Origin of the sequence: Streptomyces galbus, assembly GCF_005280195.1 — a bacterium.
Lineage (GTDB): Bacteria > Actinomycetota > Actinomycetes > Streptomycetales > Streptomycetaceae > Streptomyces > Streptomyces galbus.
On record NZ_SZPR01000003.1, the window covers coordinates 113,644 to 131,904 of the forward strand.

The 18,261-nt window shown below is 72.4% G+C and carries 14 protein-coding genes and 2 tRNA genes; 10 read left to right on the plus strand and 6 right to left on the minus strand.

From position 1 onward, the window contains the following. Window positions 1-26: 26 nt before the first annotated feature. The 4 genes from gyrA (at window position 27) to E4U92_RS01950 (ending at window position 4,680) form a co-directional block, all read left to right on the plus strand. On the plus strand, window positions 27-2,621 hold the full coding sequence (gene gyrA, locus E4U92_RS01935; RefSeq protein WP_137298472.1) for a DNA gyrase subunit A: 2,595 nt from the start codon (window positions 27-29) through the stop codon (window positions 2,619-2,621). Between the two features lie 18 nt (window positions 2,622-2,639). Then, a complete protein-coding gene (locus tag E4U92_RS01940) occupies window positions 2,640-3,380 on the plus strand; it encodes a DUF3566 domain-containing protein (protein ID WP_137298473.1) in 741 nt (246 codons plus the stop codon). Between the two features lie 109 nt (window positions 3,381-3,489). Continuing rightward, window positions 3,490-3,566 (plus strand) — tRNA-Ile (locus E4U92_RS01945). A 490-nt stretch (window positions 3,567-4,056) separates the two neighbouring features. Continuing rightward, complete coding sequence (locus E4U92_RS01950) at window positions 4,057-4,680, plus strand: LysE family translocator (RefSeq protein WP_137298474.1); 624 nt, start codon at window positions 4,057-4,059, stop codon at window positions 4,678-4,680. Window positions 4,681-4,953: 273 nt separating this feature from the next. Here E4U92_RS01950 and E4U92_RS01955 read toward each other — a convergent pair whose 3' ends face one another. Together E4U92_RS01955 and E4U92_RS01960 are read right to left on the minus strand one after the other, a co-directional pair. After that, window positions 4,954-8,985 (minus strand): nSTAND1 domain-containing NTPase, encoded by a 4,032-nt coding sequence (locus E4U92_RS01955; RefSeq protein WP_137298475.1) that lies wholly within the window; start codon window positions 8,983-8,985, stop codon window positions 4,954-4,956. Between the two features lie 432 nt (window positions 8,986-9,417). Continuing rightward, window positions 9,418-9,804: a DUF6344 domain-containing protein gene (locus E4U92_RS01960; protein ID WP_137298476.1), complete on the minus strand. Its 387-nt coding sequence runs from the start codon at window positions 9,802-9,804 to the stop codon at window positions 9,418-9,420. A gap of 330 nt (window positions 9,805-10,134) precedes the next feature. Here E4U92_RS01960 and E4U92_RS36440 point away from each other — a divergent pair, with 330 nt between their 5' ends. Together E4U92_RS36440 and E4U92_RS01970 are read left to right on the plus strand one after the other, a co-directional pair. After that, the gene (locus E4U92_RS36440; RefSeq protein ID WP_003999697.1) at window positions 10,135-10,263 is read left to right on the plus strand and encodes a DLW-39 family protein; all 129 of its coding nucleotides are present in this window, start codon (window positions 10,135-10,137) and stop codon (window positions 10,261-10,263) included. A 95-nt stretch (window positions 10,264-10,358) separates the two neighbouring features. Beyond that, the gene (locus tag E4U92_RS01970) at window positions 10,359-11,621 is read left to right on the plus strand and encodes a hypothetical protein (RefSeq protein ID WP_229862765.1); all 1,263 of its coding nucleotides are present in this window, start codon (window positions 10,359-10,361) and stop codon (window positions 11,619-11,621) included. On the opposite strand, the gene E4U92_RS01975 is transcribed toward E4U92_RS01970, so the two are convergent. After that, a complete protein-coding gene (locus tag E4U92_RS01975) occupies window positions 11,585-13,249 on the minus strand; it encodes a serine/threonine-protein kinase (RefSeq protein WP_137298479.1) in 1,665 nt (554 codons plus the stop codon). The genes E4U92_RS01970 and E4U92_RS01975 overlap by 37 nt on opposite strands. Window positions 13,250-13,361: 112 nt before the next feature. Further along, window positions 13,362-13,910 (minus strand): helix-turn-helix domain-containing protein, encoded by a 549-nt coding sequence (locus E4U92_RS01980; protein ID WP_137298480.1) that lies wholly within the window; start codon window positions 13,908-13,910, stop codon window positions 13,362-13,364. 173 nt (window positions 13,911-14,083) lie between these two features. Here E4U92_RS01980 and E4U92_RS01985 point away from each other — a divergent pair. Next, a tRNA-Ala gene (locus E4U92_RS01985) sits at window positions 14,084-14,156 on the plus strand. Window positions 14,157-14,307: 151 nt separating this feature from the next. On the opposite strand, the gene E4U92_RS01990 is transcribed toward E4U92_RS01985, so the two are convergent. Beyond that, entirely contained in the window at window positions 14,308-15,003 is a 696-nt protein-coding gene (locus E4U92_RS01990) for a DUF5324 family protein (RefSeq protein ID WP_137298481.1), read from the minus strand. Window positions 15,004-15,315: 312 nt separating this feature from the next. Between E4U92_RS01990 and E4U92_RS01995 the strand changes: the two genes are divergently transcribed. After that, window positions 15,316-15,843, plus strand: a complete 528-nt coding sequence (locus E4U92_RS01995) for a peptidylprolyl isomerase (RefSeq protein ID WP_137298482.1) — start codon at window positions 15,316-15,318, stop codon at window positions 15,841-15,843. A gap of 121 nt (window positions 15,844-15,964) precedes the next feature. Then, the gene (locus E4U92_RS02000; RefSeq protein WP_137298483.1) at window positions 15,965-16,861 is read left to right on the plus strand and encodes a rhomboid family intramembrane serine protease; all 897 of its coding nucleotides are present in this window, start codon (window positions 15,965-15,967) and stop codon (window positions 16,859-16,861) included. Window positions 16,862-17,113: 252 nt separating this feature from the next. Here the strand turns inward: E4U92_RS02000 and crgA are convergent, their stop codons facing one another. Next, window positions 17,114-17,368 (minus strand): cell division protein CrgA, encoded by a 255-nt coding sequence (crgA, locus tag E4U92_RS02005; protein ID WP_067239742.1) that lies wholly within the window; start codon window positions 17,366-17,368, stop codon window positions 17,114-17,116. 93 nt (window positions 17,369-17,461) lie between these two features. Between crgA and E4U92_RS02010 the strand changes: the two genes are divergently transcribed. Next, on the plus strand, window positions 17,462-18,250 hold the full coding sequence (locus E4U92_RS02010; protein WP_137298484.1) for a DUF881 domain-containing protein: 789 nt from the start codon (window positions 17,462-17,464) through the stop codon (window positions 18,248-18,250). Window positions 18,251-18,261: the final 11 nt, after the last annotated feature.

The window sequence follows — 18,261 nt, forward strand, 5'->3', positions numbered from 1 at the left end:
CGCACCAGGAAGGACCTTCACCAGCAATGACCGACGAGAACACTCCCGTCACCCCTGAGGGCGACGGCGTCATCGCCCAGCGTGTCGAGCCCGTCGGGCTCGAGACGGAGATGCAGCGCTCGTACCTCGACTACGCGATGTCCGTCATCGTCTCCCGCGCGCTGCCGGACGTCCGGGACGGCCTCAAGCCCGTCCACCGCCGCGTGCTGTACGCGATGTACGACGGCGGCTACCGGCCCGAGCGCGGCTTCTACAAGTGCGCCCGCGTGGTCGGCGACGTCATGGGCAACTACCACCCGCACGGCGACTCCTCGATCTACGACGCCCTGGTGCGCCTCGCCCAGCCGTGGTCGATGCGGATGCCGCTGGTGGACTCCAACGGCAACTTCGGCTCCCCGGGCAACGACCCGGCCGCGGCCATGCGGTACACCGAGTGCAAGATGGCGCCGCTGTCGATGGAGATGGTGCGCGACATCGACGAGGAGACCGTCGACTTCACGGACAACTACGACGGCCGCTCCCAGGAGCCGACCGTCCTGCCGTCGCGCTTCCCGAACCTGCTGATCAACGGCTCGGCCGGCATCGCGGTCGGCATGGCGACCAACATCCCGCCGCACAACCTGCGCGAGGTCGCCGCCGGCGCCCAGTGGTACCTGGAGAACCCCGAGGCCTCGCACGAGGAGCTGCTGGACGCCCTCATCGAGCGCATCAAGGGCCCGGACTTCCCGACCGGCGCGCTGGTCGTCGGCCGCAAGGGCATCGAGGAGGCGTACCGCACGGGCCGTGGCTCGATCACCATGCGCGCGGTCGTCGAGGTCGAGGAGATCCAGAACCGCCAGTGCCTGGTGGTGACGGAGCTGCCGTACCAGGTGAACCCCGACAACCTCGCGCAGAAGATCGCGGACCTGGTCAAGGACGGCAAGATCGGCGGCATCGCGGACGTCCGCGACGAGACGTCCTCGCGCACCGGCCAGCGCCTGGTCATCGTGCTCAAGCGGGACGCGGTCGCCAAGGTCGTGCTGAACAACCTGTACAAGCACACCGACCTGCAGACGAACTTCGGCGCCAACATGCTGGCGCTGGTCGACGGCGTGCCGCGCACCCTGTCGCTGGACGCGTTCATCCGCCACTGGGTGACGCACCAGATCGAGGTCATCGTCCGCCGTACGCGCTTCCGGCTGCGCAAGGCCGAGGAGCGGGCGCACATCCTGCGCGGCCTGCTCAAGGCGCTGGACGCCATCGACGAGGTCATCGCGCTGATCCGGCGCAGTGAGACGGTCGACGTCGCCCGCGGCGGCCTGATGGAGCTCCTGGAGATCGACGAGATCCAGGCCAACGCCATCCTCGAGATGCAGCTCCGCCGGCTGGCCGCCCTGGAGCGCCAGAAGATCGTCCAGGAGCACGACGAGCTCCAGGCGAAGATCAACGAGTACAACCAGATCCTTTCCTCGCCGGTCCGTCAGCGCGGCATCGTCAGCGAGGAGTTGGCGGCGATCGTCGAGAAGTACGGCGACGACCGCAAGACGATGCTGGTGCCCTACGACGGTGACATGTCCATCGAGGACCTGATCGCCGAGGAGGACATCGTCGTCACCGTCACGCGCGGCGGGTACGTCAAGCGGACCAAGACGGACGACTACCGCGCCCAGAAGCGCGGCGGCAAGGGCGTGCGCGGCGCGAAGCTGAAGGAAGACGACATCGTCGACCACTTCTTCGTCTCCACCACGCACCACTGGCTGCTGTTCTTCACCAACAAGGGCCGGGTCTACCGGGCCAAGGCGTACGAGCTGCCGGACGCCGGGCGGGACGCGCGCGGGCAGCACGTGGCGAACCTGCTGGCCTTCCAGCCGGACGAGTCGATCGCCGAGATCCTCGCCATCCGGGACTACGAGGCGGCGCCGTACCTGGTCCTCGCGACCAAGGGCGGACTGGTCAAGAAGACGCCACTGAAGGATTACGATTCGCCCCGCTCCGGTGGTGTGATCGCGATCAACCTCCGTGAGCGGGAGGACGGTTCGGACGACGAACTGATCGGTGCCGAACTGGTGTCGTCCGACGACGACCTCCTGCTGATCAGCAGGAAGGCGCAGTCGATCAGGTTCACCGCCACGGACGACACGCTGCGGCCCATGGGCCGGGCGACCTCGGGCGTCAAGGGCATGAGTTTCCGCGAGGGCGACGAGCTGCTCTCGATGAATGTCGTTCGACCCGGTACGTTCGTGTTCACTGCCACCGACGGCGGGTACGCGAAGCGGACCGCCGTCGACGAGTACCGCGTCCAGGGTCGCGGCGGCCTCGGCATCAAGGCCGCCAAGATCGTGGAGGACCGCGGTTCGCTCGTCGGCGCGCTGGTTGTCGAGGAGCTCGACGAGATCCTCGCCATCACGCTGTCCGGCGGTGTGATTCGTACGCGAGTCAACGAGGTCAGGGAGACGGGCCGTGACACCATGGGCGTCCAACTGATCAACCTGGGCAAGCGCGATGCCGTCGTCGGTATCGCTCGTAACGCCGAGGCGGGGCGCGAGGCGGAGGAAGTCGACGGCGACGTGGCCGTGGACGAGTCCGCGGAGGATGCCGCGACCACCGGCACGGACGAGGGTGAGGCGCCCTCGGCCGAGTAGCACGAGGAGTGAGTCATCGTGAGCGGAGCCACGGGCGCCGGTACGTCTTCCGGGAAGAAGGGCGGCGGCGGCCGTGGCTCCGCCGCGCAGGTGACGGATCCGCACACGACCAACCTCAAGCCGGTCAAGGTGGACACCGACTCGCCCTCTGTCGACGCGGACGGATCCCAGGGGGGAACTGTGACGGAGACCCGAGGCCCGCAGGCCCAGCAGTACGGGGCAGGCGCGGGCCCGGCCGGCGGCGCGGAGACGGCCTCGCCGCTGCCCGGCGAGCGCCGGACGCAGCAGCAGGGCGGGCCGTACCACCCGCCGCAGGCCTACCCGGCGCAGGGCGGCGCCGCGGCCGGCGCGGTACGGCGGCCCCGGACGGGCGCGCGCACCACGCCGCGGGTGCGCAAGGCCCGGCTGCGGGTGGCCAAGGCCGACCCGTGGTCCGTGATGAAGGTGAGCTTCCTGCTCTCCATCGCGCTGGGCGTCTGCACGATCGTCGCGGCGGCGGTGCTGTGGATGGTCATCGACGCGATGGGCGTCTTCTCGTCGGTCGGCAGCACGGTCTCCGAGGCGACCGGCTCCAACGAGTCGAATGGCTTCGACGTCCAGTCGTTCCTGTCGCTCCCCCACGTGCTGACGTTCGCGACGATCATCGCGGTCATCGACGTGGTCCTCGCGACGGCGCTGGCGACGCTGGGCGCCTTCATCTACAACCTGTCCGCGGGCTTCGTGGGCGGCGTGGAGTTGACGCTCGCAGAGGACGAGTGACCTGCGGCCAAACCCCTGGGGGCGGCCCCCGGACAACCGATTTTGGGACTGCCCCGGTCGTGCGCTAATCTTCAGGAGTCAGCGCGCGGGACACACCGCAGAGCGCGGCGGGGCTATAGCTCAGTTGGTTAGAGCGCATCCCTGATAAGGATGAGGCCACAGGTTCAAATCCTGTTAGCCCCACCAGCACGAAGACCCCCGGTCCCCTTGGGCCGGGGGTCTTTTGGCATCCACGCTTGACACCAACGGCGACGGCAGTGATCACCGGCGATCCTTCCCTGAAGTCAGCCACTCGCCGACCGTCCAGGACCGGGACGGTAGCTGACACCAACAAGGGCGGACGGCGGCGGAGGACGTCGACCCTCAGCGGACCGTCCGTTGAGGAACATGGCGGGTTGACGCAGGACCCCGGAACCGCATGATCGACCTGATAAGGACGGGGCCACAGGTTCACATCCTGTTAGCCCCACCAGTACGAAAACCCCCGGTCCACCCACTTGGGCCGGGGGGCTGCGCGGGGATGATCCGTTCATGCGCGTGCGGCGAGAGGTCCGGTGGGCCTTGTGGGGGTTGTGGGTTGCGTGTTTGGCGTTCTGCTTGTGGTTCTTCGCCGAGGTGATCGTGCTCTTTCGGCAGGCCGAGTCCTGGTGACGTGGGGCGGTGCCATGATGAGCGCATGTTCGTGGGGTTTCTGGCCGCGGCCGGTGTGCTCGGTGTTCTGACCATGGTTCCCGGGCCGGACATGGCTGTCGTGACCAAGCGGGCCGTGGCGTGGGGGTGGCGGGACGGGCTGCGGACGGTCGGGGGTATCGCCTGCGGTCTGCTCGTCTGGGGAGCACTCACGGTGCTGGGGCTGGCGGCCGTGCTGGCCGCGTCGGCCACGGCCTACACGGTGGTCAAACTGGCCGGCGCCGCCTACCTGCTGTTCCTGGGTGCGCAGTCGCTGCTGCAGAGCCGGCGTCACCGTGCTGCCGCTCCGGTGGCGGCGGGCGGTGCTGCGACGAAGGGGAACCCCTGGCGGACCGGGCTCGTCAGCAACGTCTTCAACCCGAAGATCGCCGTCTTCTACACCGGGCTCCTGCCGACCCTGGCGCCCTCGGGCATGTCACCGCACGCGGGCATGGCGCTCCTCGTTCTCCTGCACGCCGTGCTCACGCTCCTCTGGCTCGGCGGCTACGTGAGGGTGCTGGCGAAGGCCCGGGCGTTCTTCGAGCGGCCTGCGGTGCGGACGGCCATGGACCGGGTCACCGGCGTCGTCCTGCTCGGGTTCGGCGTCAGGGTGGCAGCGTCCCAGCCCTGATGGGGTGCACACGGGTCCGGGGGCGCGGTGTGCCGTCAACTGCCTTGCCCGTGGGGGGCCGAGGTGCGTGGATGAGCGTGTGACGCGAGTGGTGCGGAAGCGGGTGGCCTTCTTCGGGGCCGGGGCGGTGCTGGTGATGGCGGTTCTCGGGGGACGGTGGTGGGTGGGCGAGTCGTGGGGTGCCGCGGTACTGATGGGTTGTGTGGAGGTCGTGGTCATCGCGGGTGCCGTGGCTGTGCGGCGGGGGCGGCGCCCGGGTGCGGGGTCCGTGCGTCAGTCCGGGCACGGGGGGTCGTAGGACAAGCGCGGGAGGTATTCGTGCCAGGTGGTGGGTGTCAGGACGTCGTGGGTCGTCGTGCAGATGTGGGTGATCGCCGCGTCCACGTCGAGGTTCCACAGGCGGACCGTGCCCGCGCCGCTGGAGATGCCCAGGCGGTTGGTGCGCGGGGCGAAGGCGAGGAAGTGGCCCGTCTTGGCGTGGGGGCTCATCGACTGGCCGATGGGTGAGGGGGCGGCGGGGTCGCCGACGTTCCACAGGCGCACGGTGTTGTCGTTGCCGCCGCTGGCGAGGGTGTGGCCGTCGGGGCTGAAGGTCAGGGACACCACCGCCTCGGTGTGGCCCGACAGGGGGTGTGCGGAGGGGGTGGCGGCGCGCGGGTCGGTGACGTCCCACAGGCGGACCGTGTCGTCGTCGCTGCCGGCCGCGAGGGTGTGGCCGTCGGGGCCGAAGGCGAGGATGTTCACCGGGCCGGCGGGGCCGGTGAGGGTGCGGACCGGGGTGGCGTGGCGGGGGTCGTCGACGTTCCACAGGCGGACCGTGCCGTCCGCGCTGCCGCTGGCCAGGGTGTGGCCGTCCGGGGCGAACAGCAGGCTGTTGACGTAGCCCTTGTGTCCCGTGAGCGGGCGGCCGAGGCGGGTGGGTCGGCCCGGGCGGGTGACGTCCCAGAGCTGGATCGTGTGGTCGTCGTACGTGGTCGCCAGGGTGCGGCCGTCCGGGGCGAAGGCCAGGGCCGTGGGGCCGGAGAAGCGGGTGCGCAGGAGCAGGGGCGGGCCGTAGGAGACGGCGTGGGACGGGTCCCGGACGTCCCAGAGGTACACCTCGCGGTTCGGGGTGAGCACCGCGAGGGTGCGGCCGTCGGGGGAGAAGGCCAGGGTGCGCTCGGCGCCGTCGCCGCGCAGGAAGGGCTCGCCCAGGGACACCGGCCGGTCGGGACGCGTGACGTCCCACAGCCGGACCCTGCCGTCGCGCGCCGCCGTGGCCAGCACCCTGCCGTCCGGGCGGAACGCCCCGCTGCGGCCGATCACGTCCGCCGTCGGCACCGACCACAGCCGCAGCCGCCCGTCGCCGCTGCCGGTGGCGAGGGTGCGGCCGTCGGGGCTGAAGCCGACGGCGTACATCTCCCCGCTGCTGCCCGCCAGCGGCTCGCCGACCTGGGAGGGGTGGGACGGGTCGCTGACGTTCCACAGGCTGGCGGTGCTGTCCGCGCTGCCGGCCGCCAGGGTGCCGCCGTCGGGGCTGAACGCCACTGACCACACGGGGCCGGTGTGCCCGGTCAGCGGCGCGGCGAGGGCGCCGGGGTGGCGCGGGTCGGCGACGTTCCACAGGCGCACCGTGTCGTCCGCGGCGCCGCTGGCCAGCGTGCGGCCGTCGGGGCTGAAGGCGACCGAGTGCACCGTGCCGGTGTGGCCGGTGAGCGCGGTGCCGATCCGGGCCGGCCGGTGCGGGTCCGCCATGCTCCACAGGCGCACCGTGCCGTCGTCCGCGCCGGTCGCCAGCAGGTGTCCGTCGGGGCTGAACACCACGGAGCGCACGGCCTCGCTGTATCCGCTCAGGGTGGCCGACACCGTGGGCCGGTCCGGCTCGCGCAGGTCCCACAGCCGTACCGTGCGGTCGTCGTTCGCGGCCGCCACCGTGTGGCCGTCCGGGCTGAACGCGATCAGGTAGATCGTGCCGTCGTGCCGGGTGAGCGGCGTGCCGAGCGGGGTGGGGTGCCGGGGGTCGGCGACGTTCCACAGGCGGATCGTGCCGTCGTCGGAGGCGCTGGCGAGGGTGCGGCCGTCGGGGCTGAAGACGGTGCTGCTCACCCAGCTCGTGTGGCCGGTGAGCCGCCGGCCCAGCGGCCGGGGCCGGCCGGGGTCGGACACGTCCCACAGGCGTACGGTCCGGTCGTTGCCGGCGGTGGCCAGGGTGCGTCCGTCGGGGCTGAAGGACGTCAGGTAGACGGCGCCGGTGTGGGCGGCGAGCGGGGTGGCCAGCGGGGCGTTGACGATGGAGACCAGCCGGTTGCCCGTGTCCGCGTCGTGCGGCCGCAGCCGGTGGGCGACGAGGTCGATCTGCGCGGACAGCGACGGGTCGGAGTACTGCACCCGGTCGGCCTCCGCGAGCACCTGTTCGAACACGGCGTCGTCGCGCTGCTGCCATGCCAGCACGGCCGAGCCGGCCGCCAGCACGGCGAGCGCCACCAGCGCCGCCACCGCGCCCCGGCTGATCCACAGCGTGCGTCTGCGCAGCCGGACCGAGGCGGCCAGGAACTCCTTCGCGCTGCGCGTGAGGTACGTGTCGCCCGCGGTCGCCGCCCAGCCGCGGGCCTGCTCCAGCCGCGACCCCCGGTACAGCAGCGAGCTGTCCCGGTGCGAGGCCTCCCAGGCCCGGCCGTCCTCCTCCAGCCGCTGGCGCAGCAGGTGGTCGCCGCGGTCCTCGTCGATCCAGTGCCGCAGCCGCGGCCACGCGTGCAGCAGCGCCTCGTGGGTGATCTCCACGGTCTCCGCGTCCAGTGTCACCAGCCGGGCCCGGACCAGCGCCTCCAGCGACTCCTCCGTGCCCCGCGGATCGGTGGACTCCTCCGTGAGACGGCGCCGGTCACCGCGGCGCCGTGTGGCCTGGGTGTCCTCGCCGAGCCGCACCAGCCGCAGCAGGAGCAGCCGGGCGGCGCCGCGCGCGGCCGGGTCCAGACCGGACCAGGCGCGTTCCGCGGTGGCCGCGACCGCGCCCTGGATGCCGCCCGCCGCACGGTAGCCGGCCAGCGTCAGCCGGCCCGCCTTGCGGCGCTGCCAGGTGACCAGCAGCGCGTGCGACAGCAGGGGCAGCACCCCGGCGTCGTGCGCCCCGCGCGGGCCGTCGGCGCCGACCTCGCGCACGATCAGCTCGGCCAGGCCCGGTTCCAGGTCCAGGCCCACCGCCTTGGCGGGGCCGGTCACCGCCTCGCGCAGTTCGGCCGTGGTCAGCGGGCCGAGCACCAGGGGGCGGTGCTGGAGCGCGTCGGCCAGCTCGGGGTGGCCGAGGCACTGCTCGTAGAAGTCGGCGCGAATGCCGAGCAGGACGATCGCCGGCGCGGGTTCGTCCGGGCCGCCCGGGGTGCACGCGGCGTGCAGGAGCCGGATGAAGGCGCGGCGGTCGGCCTCCTCGGCGCACAGGGTGAACGTTTCCTCGAACTGGTCGACGATCAGCACGGGCCGTGCGGCCGACGGCGTGGCCCGCCGGGCCCAGGCGGCGACGGCCCGACGCACGGCGTCGGCGTCGGGGGCTGGGGCGAGGCCGGGGCCGGGGCCGGGGTCGCCCACCGGCCCTTCCACCAGCGACGCCAGCTCGGGTATGCGGCGGGTCAGCTCGCCGACGGGATCGTTGCCGGGGACGAGGTGCAGCACGCCCCGGGCCCGGTCGCCCAGGGCGCCCTCGCGGAGCGCCGGGACCAGGCCGGCGTTGAGCAGGGACGACTTGCCCGCGCCCGAGGCACCGACCAGCATCACCAGGCCGCCCGTCCCCTCGGCCGCGCGGAGCTGCTCGACCAGCGCACCGGTGCTGCGCTCCCGGCCGAAGAACCACCCGGCGTCCTCCTGCCGGTACGCCGCGAGCCCCCGGTAGGGGCACACGCTCGGGGACGGGCCGTCGTCCACGGGGCGGGCCGGGGGGACCGGGGACGAGGGGTCGGCGGACGGTGACCCGGCGCCGACCGGGTCGGCCAGCGCCCGTTCCCACAGCCGCTGCCACTGGCCGACGTCGTACAGACCCGGGACCACGGGGGCGGGCCGGGCGCGGCGGGCCGGGGGGATCAGCACCTGGAGGACGGCGGTCAGCGCGGCGAACTGGGCCGGCACGTTCCTGGCCCGGCGCCAGTCGCTGATGCGCTGCGCGGACACCCGGACGGGGCGTCCGCGCTCGTCGACCTGCTGGAGCCGGGCGACCGCCTCGGCCACGCTCTTGAGCGGTGGGTTGCCCGCCTCCTGGTAGAGCAGCGCGAGGCGTTCGGCGAAAGCTGTGCGTGCCCCTGAGTCGAGACCCAAGGTCCCACCCCTCACTTCCCGCATGCGGACGTCCGGACCGGAAAACTCACCTTACCCGGCTGACCTGCGGCGATGGTCGGAAACGGAGACCGGAGCCTGCCCGGCGGCCCCTCCCACCTGGCACGATCGCCGAGCGACAGCCCGACGCAGCCGCCGCACCGTCCGGCCCCCTCGGGGCGCGGGAGCGGCGCCGTCCGACGACCTCGCCGTCGGGTGGGGGTCGCCCCTCGACGCGTCCTTCGGCACCGGTCCCCGCGTGGGGAGGGACCGGCGCCGGAGGGCACGGAGCACGGACGGGCCCCCTCGGGTCCGGACACGGCGAAGGCCCGGTTGCTCCAGGGGAGCTTCCGGGCCTGCATCGTGCGGCTGTACGCAAGTCGCCGTTACAACGGTCGTGCGGTCGGTGCGGTCGGTGCGGTGCTGCGGGAACGGTCGGCGCGTGGGATCACGGGGGTCTCAGCGCTGCAGGGGAACCGTCCGGGAGTCCGCCGCCGGGGTGTCGTCGCAGGCTCCGTCCGGGTGGGCCGCGTCCGGCAGGCCCTGCGACTCGGCGTCCGCGAGGGGGCGGTGCCGGCAGCTCGGGGACTTGCCGTGGGCCTCGGCGCGGATGCGCTGTTTCATCGTGGGGGGAAGGGCCCTCGCCCGGGACCAGGCCCAGGGCAGTGCCGCTTGTGCCGGAATCGTCACCCGGTCGGTGTTCTCGCCGGTGCTGCTGTTGCGCGTCGGCTCGGTCTGTGCGACGGCCGGGGCGGAGGTGGTGGTGACGAGGCCCAGTGTCGTGCACAGGGCGAGGAAGGCGGTGACGATGGCGGTCCAGAGCTTCATGACCTGGGTCTTGGCCATGATCCCCTCACTTTCGGGTTGGGCGATTTGCGTACTTTCCTCATGATGTGTATGCGGCTCGCGAAGTGGGGGACCGACGCACGCGGCGTGGCGATGTTCCGATGAACACCACCCGGATGGCCGCAAGAGGGGTGAAGACAGGGGAAAAGGGGACCCGCTCACCCTCGGTGGAGGTGTGATCACCTTTCGATCGGAGGGGTGTGAGGCGCGTCTACTGAGCTGGCGCGGGCGGCAGTTGGGGCCGCCCCGGCAGGTCACCGATCGGTATCGGCCGGTGTGTATAGTCGGGCGCCAGAGGTCCCCTACGTCAAGGAAAGACGAGGTCGCGCGGTGAAGAAGCTTCTCCTGGTCGCACTGGCCGCCATCGGCGGGCTCCTCGTGTACCGCCAGATCCAGGCGGATCGCGCCGAGCAGGATCTGTGGACGGAGGCGACCGACTCCGTGCCCACGGGTTCGTGAGTCCGCACCCTGCCACCAGCACAGACCCCGGCCGCGCTCAGCGGCCGGGGTCTTGCACTGCCCGGGGTCCCGGGTTGCGGATCACCGCGGGTGCGGTGACACTCTGCGCGGCCGTCGCGCTGGCCGCTCCCCAGGCCCGGGCCGCCGACGCCCCGTCCTACGCCTTCGCCGCCGGTGCCCGTACCGTCCCCGGCGCCACCGGTACCGCCGACGCCGTGCGCCTCGCACCCGGTACGACGTACCGCAGCACCCTCTCCGACGCGGAGCGCACCTACTACCGGCTCGAACTGGACGACGCGTCGAGCACCTACGTCTCCGTGACCGCCGTCCCGCGGCCCGGCGCCCCGCTCGACGCCGGCGACGGGATCCGGGTGTCGGTGCAGGACGCCGACGGGCTGAGCTGCTCGTCCTTCGACTCCGCGACCGTCGGCGCCACCGGGAGCCCCCGGCCGCTCACCGCGTGGGGCGCGCGCGAGGTCGTCGCGGACCGGTCCCTGTGCCGCACGGCGGGCACCTATTACGTCGTCGTCGAGCGGGCCCGGCCGGAGAGCGCCTCCCAGCCCTGGGACCTGGAGCTCGCGCCGGTCTCCGAGCCGCCCCTCGCCCGGCCCGGCGCCACCCGGGCCCCCGGGGCGTGGGACTCGGCCACGCCCGCGCCGCCCGCCGGTGAGGCCGTGGACCGGCCGGGCGGGGCCGGGTTCGCCACCGCCGCCGCCGTGGGACCGGGTGCGTGGCGGAGCCGGATCGTCCCCGGGCAGACCCTCTTCTACGTGGTTCCCGTCGGCTGGGGGCAGCAGCCCGACGCCACGGTCGAGATCGGCAGCACCGGTGGCCGCAGCGCGGACTACGTCGGCGCCGCCCTCTCGCTCACCCTGCACAACCCGGTGCGCGCCGAGGTCGAGTCCGCGCAGACCGGCTACGGCGGCAGCCAGAAGTCGGCCGCCCTGGCCCCGGTGCCCCCGGTCTCCTACGCCAACCGGTACGCCGTGTCCGCCCCGGTGAACGGCATGCGCTTCGCCGGGTCCTACTACCTCGTCGTGCACCTCGCCGCCGAGGTCGGTGAGAAGTTCGGGGACGGGCCCTACGGCGTGGTCCTGCGCGTCGGGGTGCGCGGGAGCGCGCGTCCCGGGCCTGAGTACGCGGGGGAGTCCGTGCCCCGCGGGATGTTCGGGGCCGGTGCCTCCGGGGGCCCGGGGGGTGCCGGGGGACACGGCGGTGACCTGGGCCTGCGGGTCCTCGCCGCCGGCGGGATCGGGACGGGCAGCGCGCTGCTGCTGGGGCTGGCGGTGTGGACGGTCACCGCTCGGCGGCGGGACGCCGCTCAGATCCGGGCCAACGCCCAGAACCCGACGGCGTAGCAGAGCAGCGCCAGCAGCAGCACCGGCACCGCGATCCTCGCGGGCGGCCCGGGCCGGGACACCCGCCGTCCGTGCCGCCCGGCCCGGCGCCCCTGGGCGGCCACGGGCCGCGGGTCCTGGGTGGTGTACGAGGCGGTGGCCGGGTCGGCGCGCGGCAGGACGTAGGTGTGCGTGGGCTCCGGGGCGGAGTGCGGCGGGGGTGCGGGGGCTGCGTAGGACGGCGGGAAGAGGTGCGGGGCCTGCTCCTGAGGTGGCGCGGGGTGGGAGCCCCGTCCTGCCGGCGGCACGGGGTGGGAGGCCCGCCCTTGGAGTGGCGTGGGGTGCGAGGCCGGTTCCCTGGGCGGTGCGGGCTGCGGGGTCGGCTCCTGAGGTGGCGGCAGGTGGAAGCTGCCGGTGTCCGACATGGACGGCCCGGGGGTGGGGGCCGGGGTGGCCGTGGGGGTCGGCCCGGGGGCGGGGTGCGCGGTGGGCGGGTGTGCGGGCGGGCGGGGGGCGCCTGGCGACGGGTCGGGCGCCCGGCGGCGCGGATCCGTCGGTGCCACGGCGGCGGCACCCCAGCCGGTCGGGACCGAGCCGGTGCCCGCCTCGGCCGGGACGGAGCCGGTGCCGGGCCAGGTCGCCTCGGAGTCGGTCCCGGTGCGGGTGCTCCTCCCGCCCCTCCCGCTGCGCCCGGAGAAGGGGAGAGCGGCGTCCGGCACGGTGGGGCCCGTCCGGCCGCTGCCGGCCGCCGGGTCCGCCCCGGTCGGCTCCAGCGGGCCCTGCGGTCCGAACCCCTTGGGCAGCGGCCCCAGTTGGTCGAAGATCTCGATGATCTCGTCGTCCGGGCCGGGCGGCGGCAGCAGCTCGGTGGCCGAGGCGAGGGCCTTGCGGGCACCGGTGGCCGTGCGGAACCGGGCCTCGGGATCCGGCTGGACCAGGGTGGCCACCACCTGCCACAGCGGCTCGGGGACACCCTGCGGGGCGCCCGGCGTGCCGTGGTCCAGGAAGTGCTGGACCAGCGCCTTGGCGTCCGGCTTGGCCCCCTGGAGGAGGTACAGCGCGACCAGGCCGGCGGCGAACAAGTCGGCGGGGAAGTCGGGTTCGGCGCCCATCATCTGCTCGGGCGCGAGGTAGCCGGGGGTGCCCACGACGAGGTGGGTCTCGGTCAGCCGGGGCTCGCCGAGCCGCATCGCGATGCCGAAGTCGGACAGGCGCAGGCGGGGCCGGGCGGTGCCGGTGGCCTCGAGCAGGATGTTGGCCGGTTTGATGTCCCGGTGGACGACGCCCTCGGCGTGCACGGCGGCCAGGCCGGAGAGCAACTGGTCGAGGAGGGTGCAGACGAACAGGGGCGGGAGGGGGCCGTAGTCGCCGATGAGGTGGACCAGTGAGCCGCCCGCGACCAGGTCCATGGTGAAGAGCACCTTGTCGTCGTCCGCGGCCCAGCTCGCCGGGGCGAGCACGTGCGGGTGATCGATGCGCAGGGCCTGCTCGCGGACGAAGCGCAGCAGGGAGTGGGCGTCGCTCTGCTGGAGGACCTTGGCGGCCACGTAGCGGCGACGGCGGTGGTCCCAGGCGCGCCACACGGCGCCGACGCCGCCGCGCCCGATGGGGTCGACCAGTTCGTACCGTCCGGCGAAGACCTCACCCATGTCCCCTGTGCCGCTCCTCCCCGATGCGGTGTCCCCCGTGCCCCCGTGCCCCCGTGGTGCTGCGAGTCCCCCGTGTCCCCCGTGTCCCCCGTGTCCCCCGTGGGAGCCCCGATCAGCTCTGGTGGGACTGGTAATGCGTCACGGCGTCGGAGGTGCGGCCGGCGCCGTACACCCGGAGGAACTCCGCCAGCTCCGGATGGGTCGGGGCCAGGGTGTCCGCGGCGTCGATGATGTCACCGGCGGCGGCCACCGAGCGCAGCAGCGACTGGATCTCGCGGACGACCCGCTTCACCGTCGGCGCTCCCGAACTGCTCGTCGTCTGCGTGGTGTTGTTCAGCACGGAACCCCCCTGGGACCGCTTGATCTCCTCCATCCGCTCGGTCGCCTCGGCCGCGCTGACGCTCCCGTCGGCGACCTGACCCGCCAACTCCTGGAGCTGCTGCACGCGCTGTACGACGGCCGGATTGCCGATCTTCGCCCGCTGACCGCTCATCAGCTGGGACAGCATCGGCGCCGACAGTCCCAACACCCCCGCGAGGCGGGCCTGGTTGAGCCCGAGATCGTCGATGAGCTTACGGAAGAGCGCCCCCAGTGGCTCTCCGTACCAGTTCCGCTGGAGCTCCCGCGCTCTCGCGGTCGCTTCCTGTTGTGCGGCGTCCATTGCGTCTCCCCATCGCTTCCCCAAAAACGGCGGTTCGCTGTAGCGAACCACGTCGAGCATCCTACGGAGAGTGGTCGTTCGCGGGGACCCCCCAACTTTTTGGAAGATCCCGGGGGTGACCCGGTACTCTGGTCTGCGGCGCACGGTGGAGGGATCCGCCGTGGACGCTTTCCGGGGCCTTAGCTCAGTTGGTAGAGCGCCGTCTTTGCATGGCGGATGTCAGGGGTTCGACTCCCCTAGGCTCCACACCAAAATCCCCTCCGTCCCGCGGTCACGCGGAGCGGAGGGGATTCGTCGTACGCGGCGGGCCGTGGGGCGTCCGGCCGTTTCACGTGAAACATGGCGATGGGGCAGGAGACACGTGCTCTCCTGCCCCACGGACCGGCTCGGCTCAGGGTCAGTCGCGGTCCTCGCGCGCGGCGTCCTCCTCGGCCTGCTTGGCCTCGACCTCCGGGTCCAGGACGTCGCCGCTGCCGTCCACCGACGTGAGACCGCCGGATGCGGGGACCTCGGTCGCCGCGGGCGGCTCGACGAGCCAGTCGGGGTTGGCCTGCTTGTCCCACCACTTCCAGGCGGCGTAGGCGCCGCCGACGACGACGCCGGTGATCGTCAGGACCTTGGCGACCTTGCCGATCTTGGCCCGCCGCCGGTGCTTGCGCACCAGCCGCTCGATCTCCTTGGCCGTCACCTGCCCGCGCAGCGCCGCGAGCGCGGCGAGACCGCGGGCGGCGGCCTCGTCCTTGACGGGGCCGGCCGCGGCCACCGCCTGCTCCAGCTTCGGGCGGGAGAACTCGGCGGCCTGACGGGCGGCCACCTTGGCACGCAGGGCTGCTTCCTGCGCGGCCAGGTCGACCTTGGGGGGTAGCTGCGCACGGGCCTGCTCCAGGCGCGGCGCGACGTGGGCGTCGTACTGGACGCGGGCTTGTTCGGCGGCCAGCGACACCTTGGGCGCGAGCCGTACGCGGGCCTCTTGCGCGTAGTGCGCGGCCCGTTCCTTGGCCGTGTCGGCGTAGGGCGCCACCACTTCCGCGGCGTGCAGCACGCTGTCCTTCGCCGAGCCGGTCGCGGCGCGCACGCTGTCGATGCGGGTCACGGGTTCCTCCTCCTCGGTGGCGTACGGTAATCGACTGTCCACCCTTTTGCGGATCATGCCTGTCCCGGCGCGGAGAAGCATGCGGGGACGGGCATTTGGGTGCCCGGTGGATGAATACGGGGCAACAGGAGCTTGTCGTCGACAATGCCTCGACCATGCCACGGATCGCCTCTGCCCGCTCTCTCCCGCGCCATGCCGATTGTTTTTCGCCGACCCCTCCCACGCCCGCGCGGTGGGGTGGGAGGGCGGACGACGGGGGGTGCGGGGCGTGCGAGGATCGGGGGGTCACAGAGAGACGACGGAAGGCACATCGTGGCTGAGCAGCTGTACGCCACCCTGAAGACCAACCACGGCGACATCGAGGTCCGGCTCTTCCCGGACCACGCTCCCCAGACGGTCAGGAACTTCGTCGAGCTCGCGACGGGCGGCCGGGAGTGGACCCACCCCGCCACCGGTGTGAAGTCCGCGGACAGGCTCTACGACGGCACGGTCTTCCACCGGGTGATCAGCGGGTTCATGATCCAGGGCGGCGACCCGCTCGGCAACGGCACCGGCGGCCCGGGCTACCAGTTCGAGGACGAGTTCCACCCCGACCTGCGCTTCGACCGGCCCTACCTGCTGGCCATGGCCAACGCCGGCCCGGGCACCAACGGCTCGCAGTTCTTCCTCACCGTCGCCCCGACGGCCTGGCTCAGCCGCAAGCACACCATCTTCGGCGAGGTCACCGACCCGGCGAGCCAGAAGGTCGTCGACGCCATCGCGGCCACCCCGACCAACCCGCGCACCGACCGCCCGCTGACCGACGTGGTGATCGAGTCCGTCGTCGTCGAGAGGCGCTGACCCTCGGCGCACGCCGCCCGACGGGAACCATTCGCCCTGCCCGTCCGTAAGGAGGGACAGGGCGATGCAGTGTGTTCGGCTCGGTGTTCCCCGGCGGCGCACCGGCCAGGAGAGGGATCCGATGGAACAGGCGCCAGGCAGCCGGCCGGACGCCCAGGGCAGCCTGCCCGGGTGCTACCGCCACCCCGACCGGGAGACCGGCGTCCGCTGCACCCGCTGCGAGCGGCCCATCTGCCCGGAGTGCATGGTCAGCGCGTCGGTGGGCTTCCAGTGCCCGGAGTGCGTGCGCAGCGGTTCCGGCACGGGACACGCGCCGGACGCGTCCACGCCCCGCACGGTCGCCGGGGGCGCGGTCGCGGCGGACCCGCGCCTGGTGACCAAGGTGCTGATCGGCCTCTGCCTCGCGGTGTACCTGGTGCAGCTCGCGGTGGGCGACCGCTTCACGGACCGCTTCGAGATGATCGGCCACGCGATCGTGCCGTCGCTCGGCACGGACCACCTCGAGGGCGTCGCCGAGGGGCAGTGGTACCGGCTGCTGACCTCGATGTTCCTGCACGGCGGCTACATCCATGTGCTGTCCAACATGCTGAGCCTGTGGTGGATCGGCGGCCCCCTGGAAGCGGCGCTCGGCCGGGTCCGCTACCTCGCGGTGTACCTGCTGTCCGGTCTGGCCGGCGGGGCGCTGACCTATGTGCTCGCCGCGCCCAACCAGGGTTCGCTGGGGGCGTCCGGCGCGATCTTCGGCGTCTTCGGCGCCTTCGCCGTGCTGGTGCGCCGGCAGCGCTACGACATGCGGCCGGTCGTCGCCCTGCTGGTGATCAACCTGATCATCACCTTCGGCTGGAGCGGCATCGCCTGGCAGGCGCACGTCGGCGGTCTGGTCGCCGGTGCGCTGATCGGCTACGGCATGTTCCAGGCACCCCGGGAACACCGCGCGCTCGTGCAGTACGGCCTGTGCGGCCTGGTGCTCGCCGCCGTGGTCGTCATGACGCTCCTGAGGACCGCGCAGCTCACCTGAGCATCCCGTTGTCCACAGCGCGTGGCAGATCTTGTGCACAACGTGCGGGAACACCTGTGCCCCCTGTCACCGACCCGTGTTCACGCAGGTCAGGCAGGGGGCGAACAGGTTTTCGAGAGGAGCCCGGCGCCGGTAGTTCCGTCACACCGGCGTCAACCCCCGCTGAGTTATCCACAGATCGTCGTTCTTTTCCCCACTGTGGAAAACGGCTGTGGATAACTCAGCGGACAGCCCTGGTCAGAGGTTTCTCCGCTACTTCCACTGGGTGGAGACGCCGAACCCGGCCGCGATGAACCCGAAACCGACCACGATGTTCCAGTTGTCCAGCTTGTCGATGGGCAGCGAGCCGTCGGTCACGTAGAAGACCACGATCCACGCCAGCCCGATGATGAACATGGCCAGCATCACCGGCGCCACCCAGGCGCGGTTGGTCAACTTGATGGCCGCCGCCTGCCTGGCCGCCGGCGGCGTGTAGTCGGCCTTCTTGCGAATACGTGACTTCGGCACGAGGGTCTCTCCTGCTGGCAAGGGGACACGGAGCGCTCCCCCGGGCGTCCGTTAGCGTAGTGCTTCTACGGCGCCGAAGGAGATAAGGGTACGTTGAGCAATTCTGCCGACTCCCCCGGGACGGGTACAACGGGTTCCGCCCCCGCCCCCCGGCCTCGTTTCCGTCCGGTGCGGGTGCTGACGGTCGCGGTGTTCGCGCTCGCGGGGCTCCTCTTCTTCACCAGCTTCAACACGGCCAAGGGCACCAACCTCCGCACCGACACCTCTCTGCTGAAGCTGTCCGACCTCATCCAGGAGCGCAGCCGCAAGAACGGCGAGCTCGAGGAGTCCAACGCGGCGCTGCGCGACGAGGTCGAGTCCCTGGCCGAGCGCGACGACGGCCGCTCGAAGGCCGAGGACGACAAGCTCACCGAGCTGGAGCACACCGCGGGCACCCAGAAGCTCAAGGGCCGGGCGATCACGGTGACGCTGAACGACGCCCCGCCCAACGCCACCGCCAAGCTGCCGGGCTACCCCGAGCCGCAGCCCGACTACCTGGTCATCCACCAGCAGGACCTCCAGGCCGTGGTGAACGCGCTGTGGCAGGGCGGTGCCCAGGGCATCAAGGTCATGGACCAGCGGCTGATCTCCACCAGCGCCGTGCGCTGCGTGGGCAACACCCTGATCCTCCAGGGCCGGGTCTACTCCCCGCCGTACCGCATCCAGGCGGTCGGGGACCCGGAAAAGCTGCAGAAGGCGCTCGCGGACTCGCCCGCGATCCAGAACTACATGGTCTACGTGAACGTCTACGGCCTCGGCTGGAAGGTGACCGAGGACGGCACGGTGACGCTGCCCGGCTACTCGGGCACGGTGGACCTGCACTACGCCGAGCCCGCGGGGTAGCCGGCCCGCAC

Bases quoted from the DNA above. Each gene is read 5' to 3' on its own strand.
- gyrA (WP_137298472.1), top strand. From the start codon at position 27: ATGACCGACGAGAACACTCCCGTCACCCCTGAGGGCGACGGCGTCATC.
- E4U92_RS01975 (WP_137298479.1), bottom strand. From the start codon at position 13,249: ATGGGTGAGGTCTTCGCCGGACGGTACGAACTGGTCGACCCCATCGGG.
- E4U92_RS01955 (WP_137298475.1), bottom strand. From the start codon at position 8,985: ATGCGGGAAGTGAGGGGTGGGACCTTGGGTCTCGACTCAGGGGCACGC.
- E4U92_RS02000 (WP_137298483.1), top strand. From the start codon at position 15,965: ATGGAACAGGCGCCAGGCAGCCGGCCGGACGCCCAGGGCAGCCTGCCC.
- E4U92_RS01950 (WP_137298474.1), top strand. From the start codon at position 4,057: ATGTTCGTGGGGTTTCTGGCCGCGGCCGGTGTGCTCGGTGTTCTGACC.
- E4U92_RS01960 (WP_137298476.1), bottom strand. From the start codon at position 9,804: ATGGCCAAGACCCAGGTCATGAAGCTCTGGACCGCCATCGTCACCGCC.
- E4U92_RS01980 (WP_137298480.1), bottom strand. From the start codon at position 13,910: ATGGACGCCGCACAACAGGAAGCGACCGCGAGAGCGCGGGAGCTCCAG.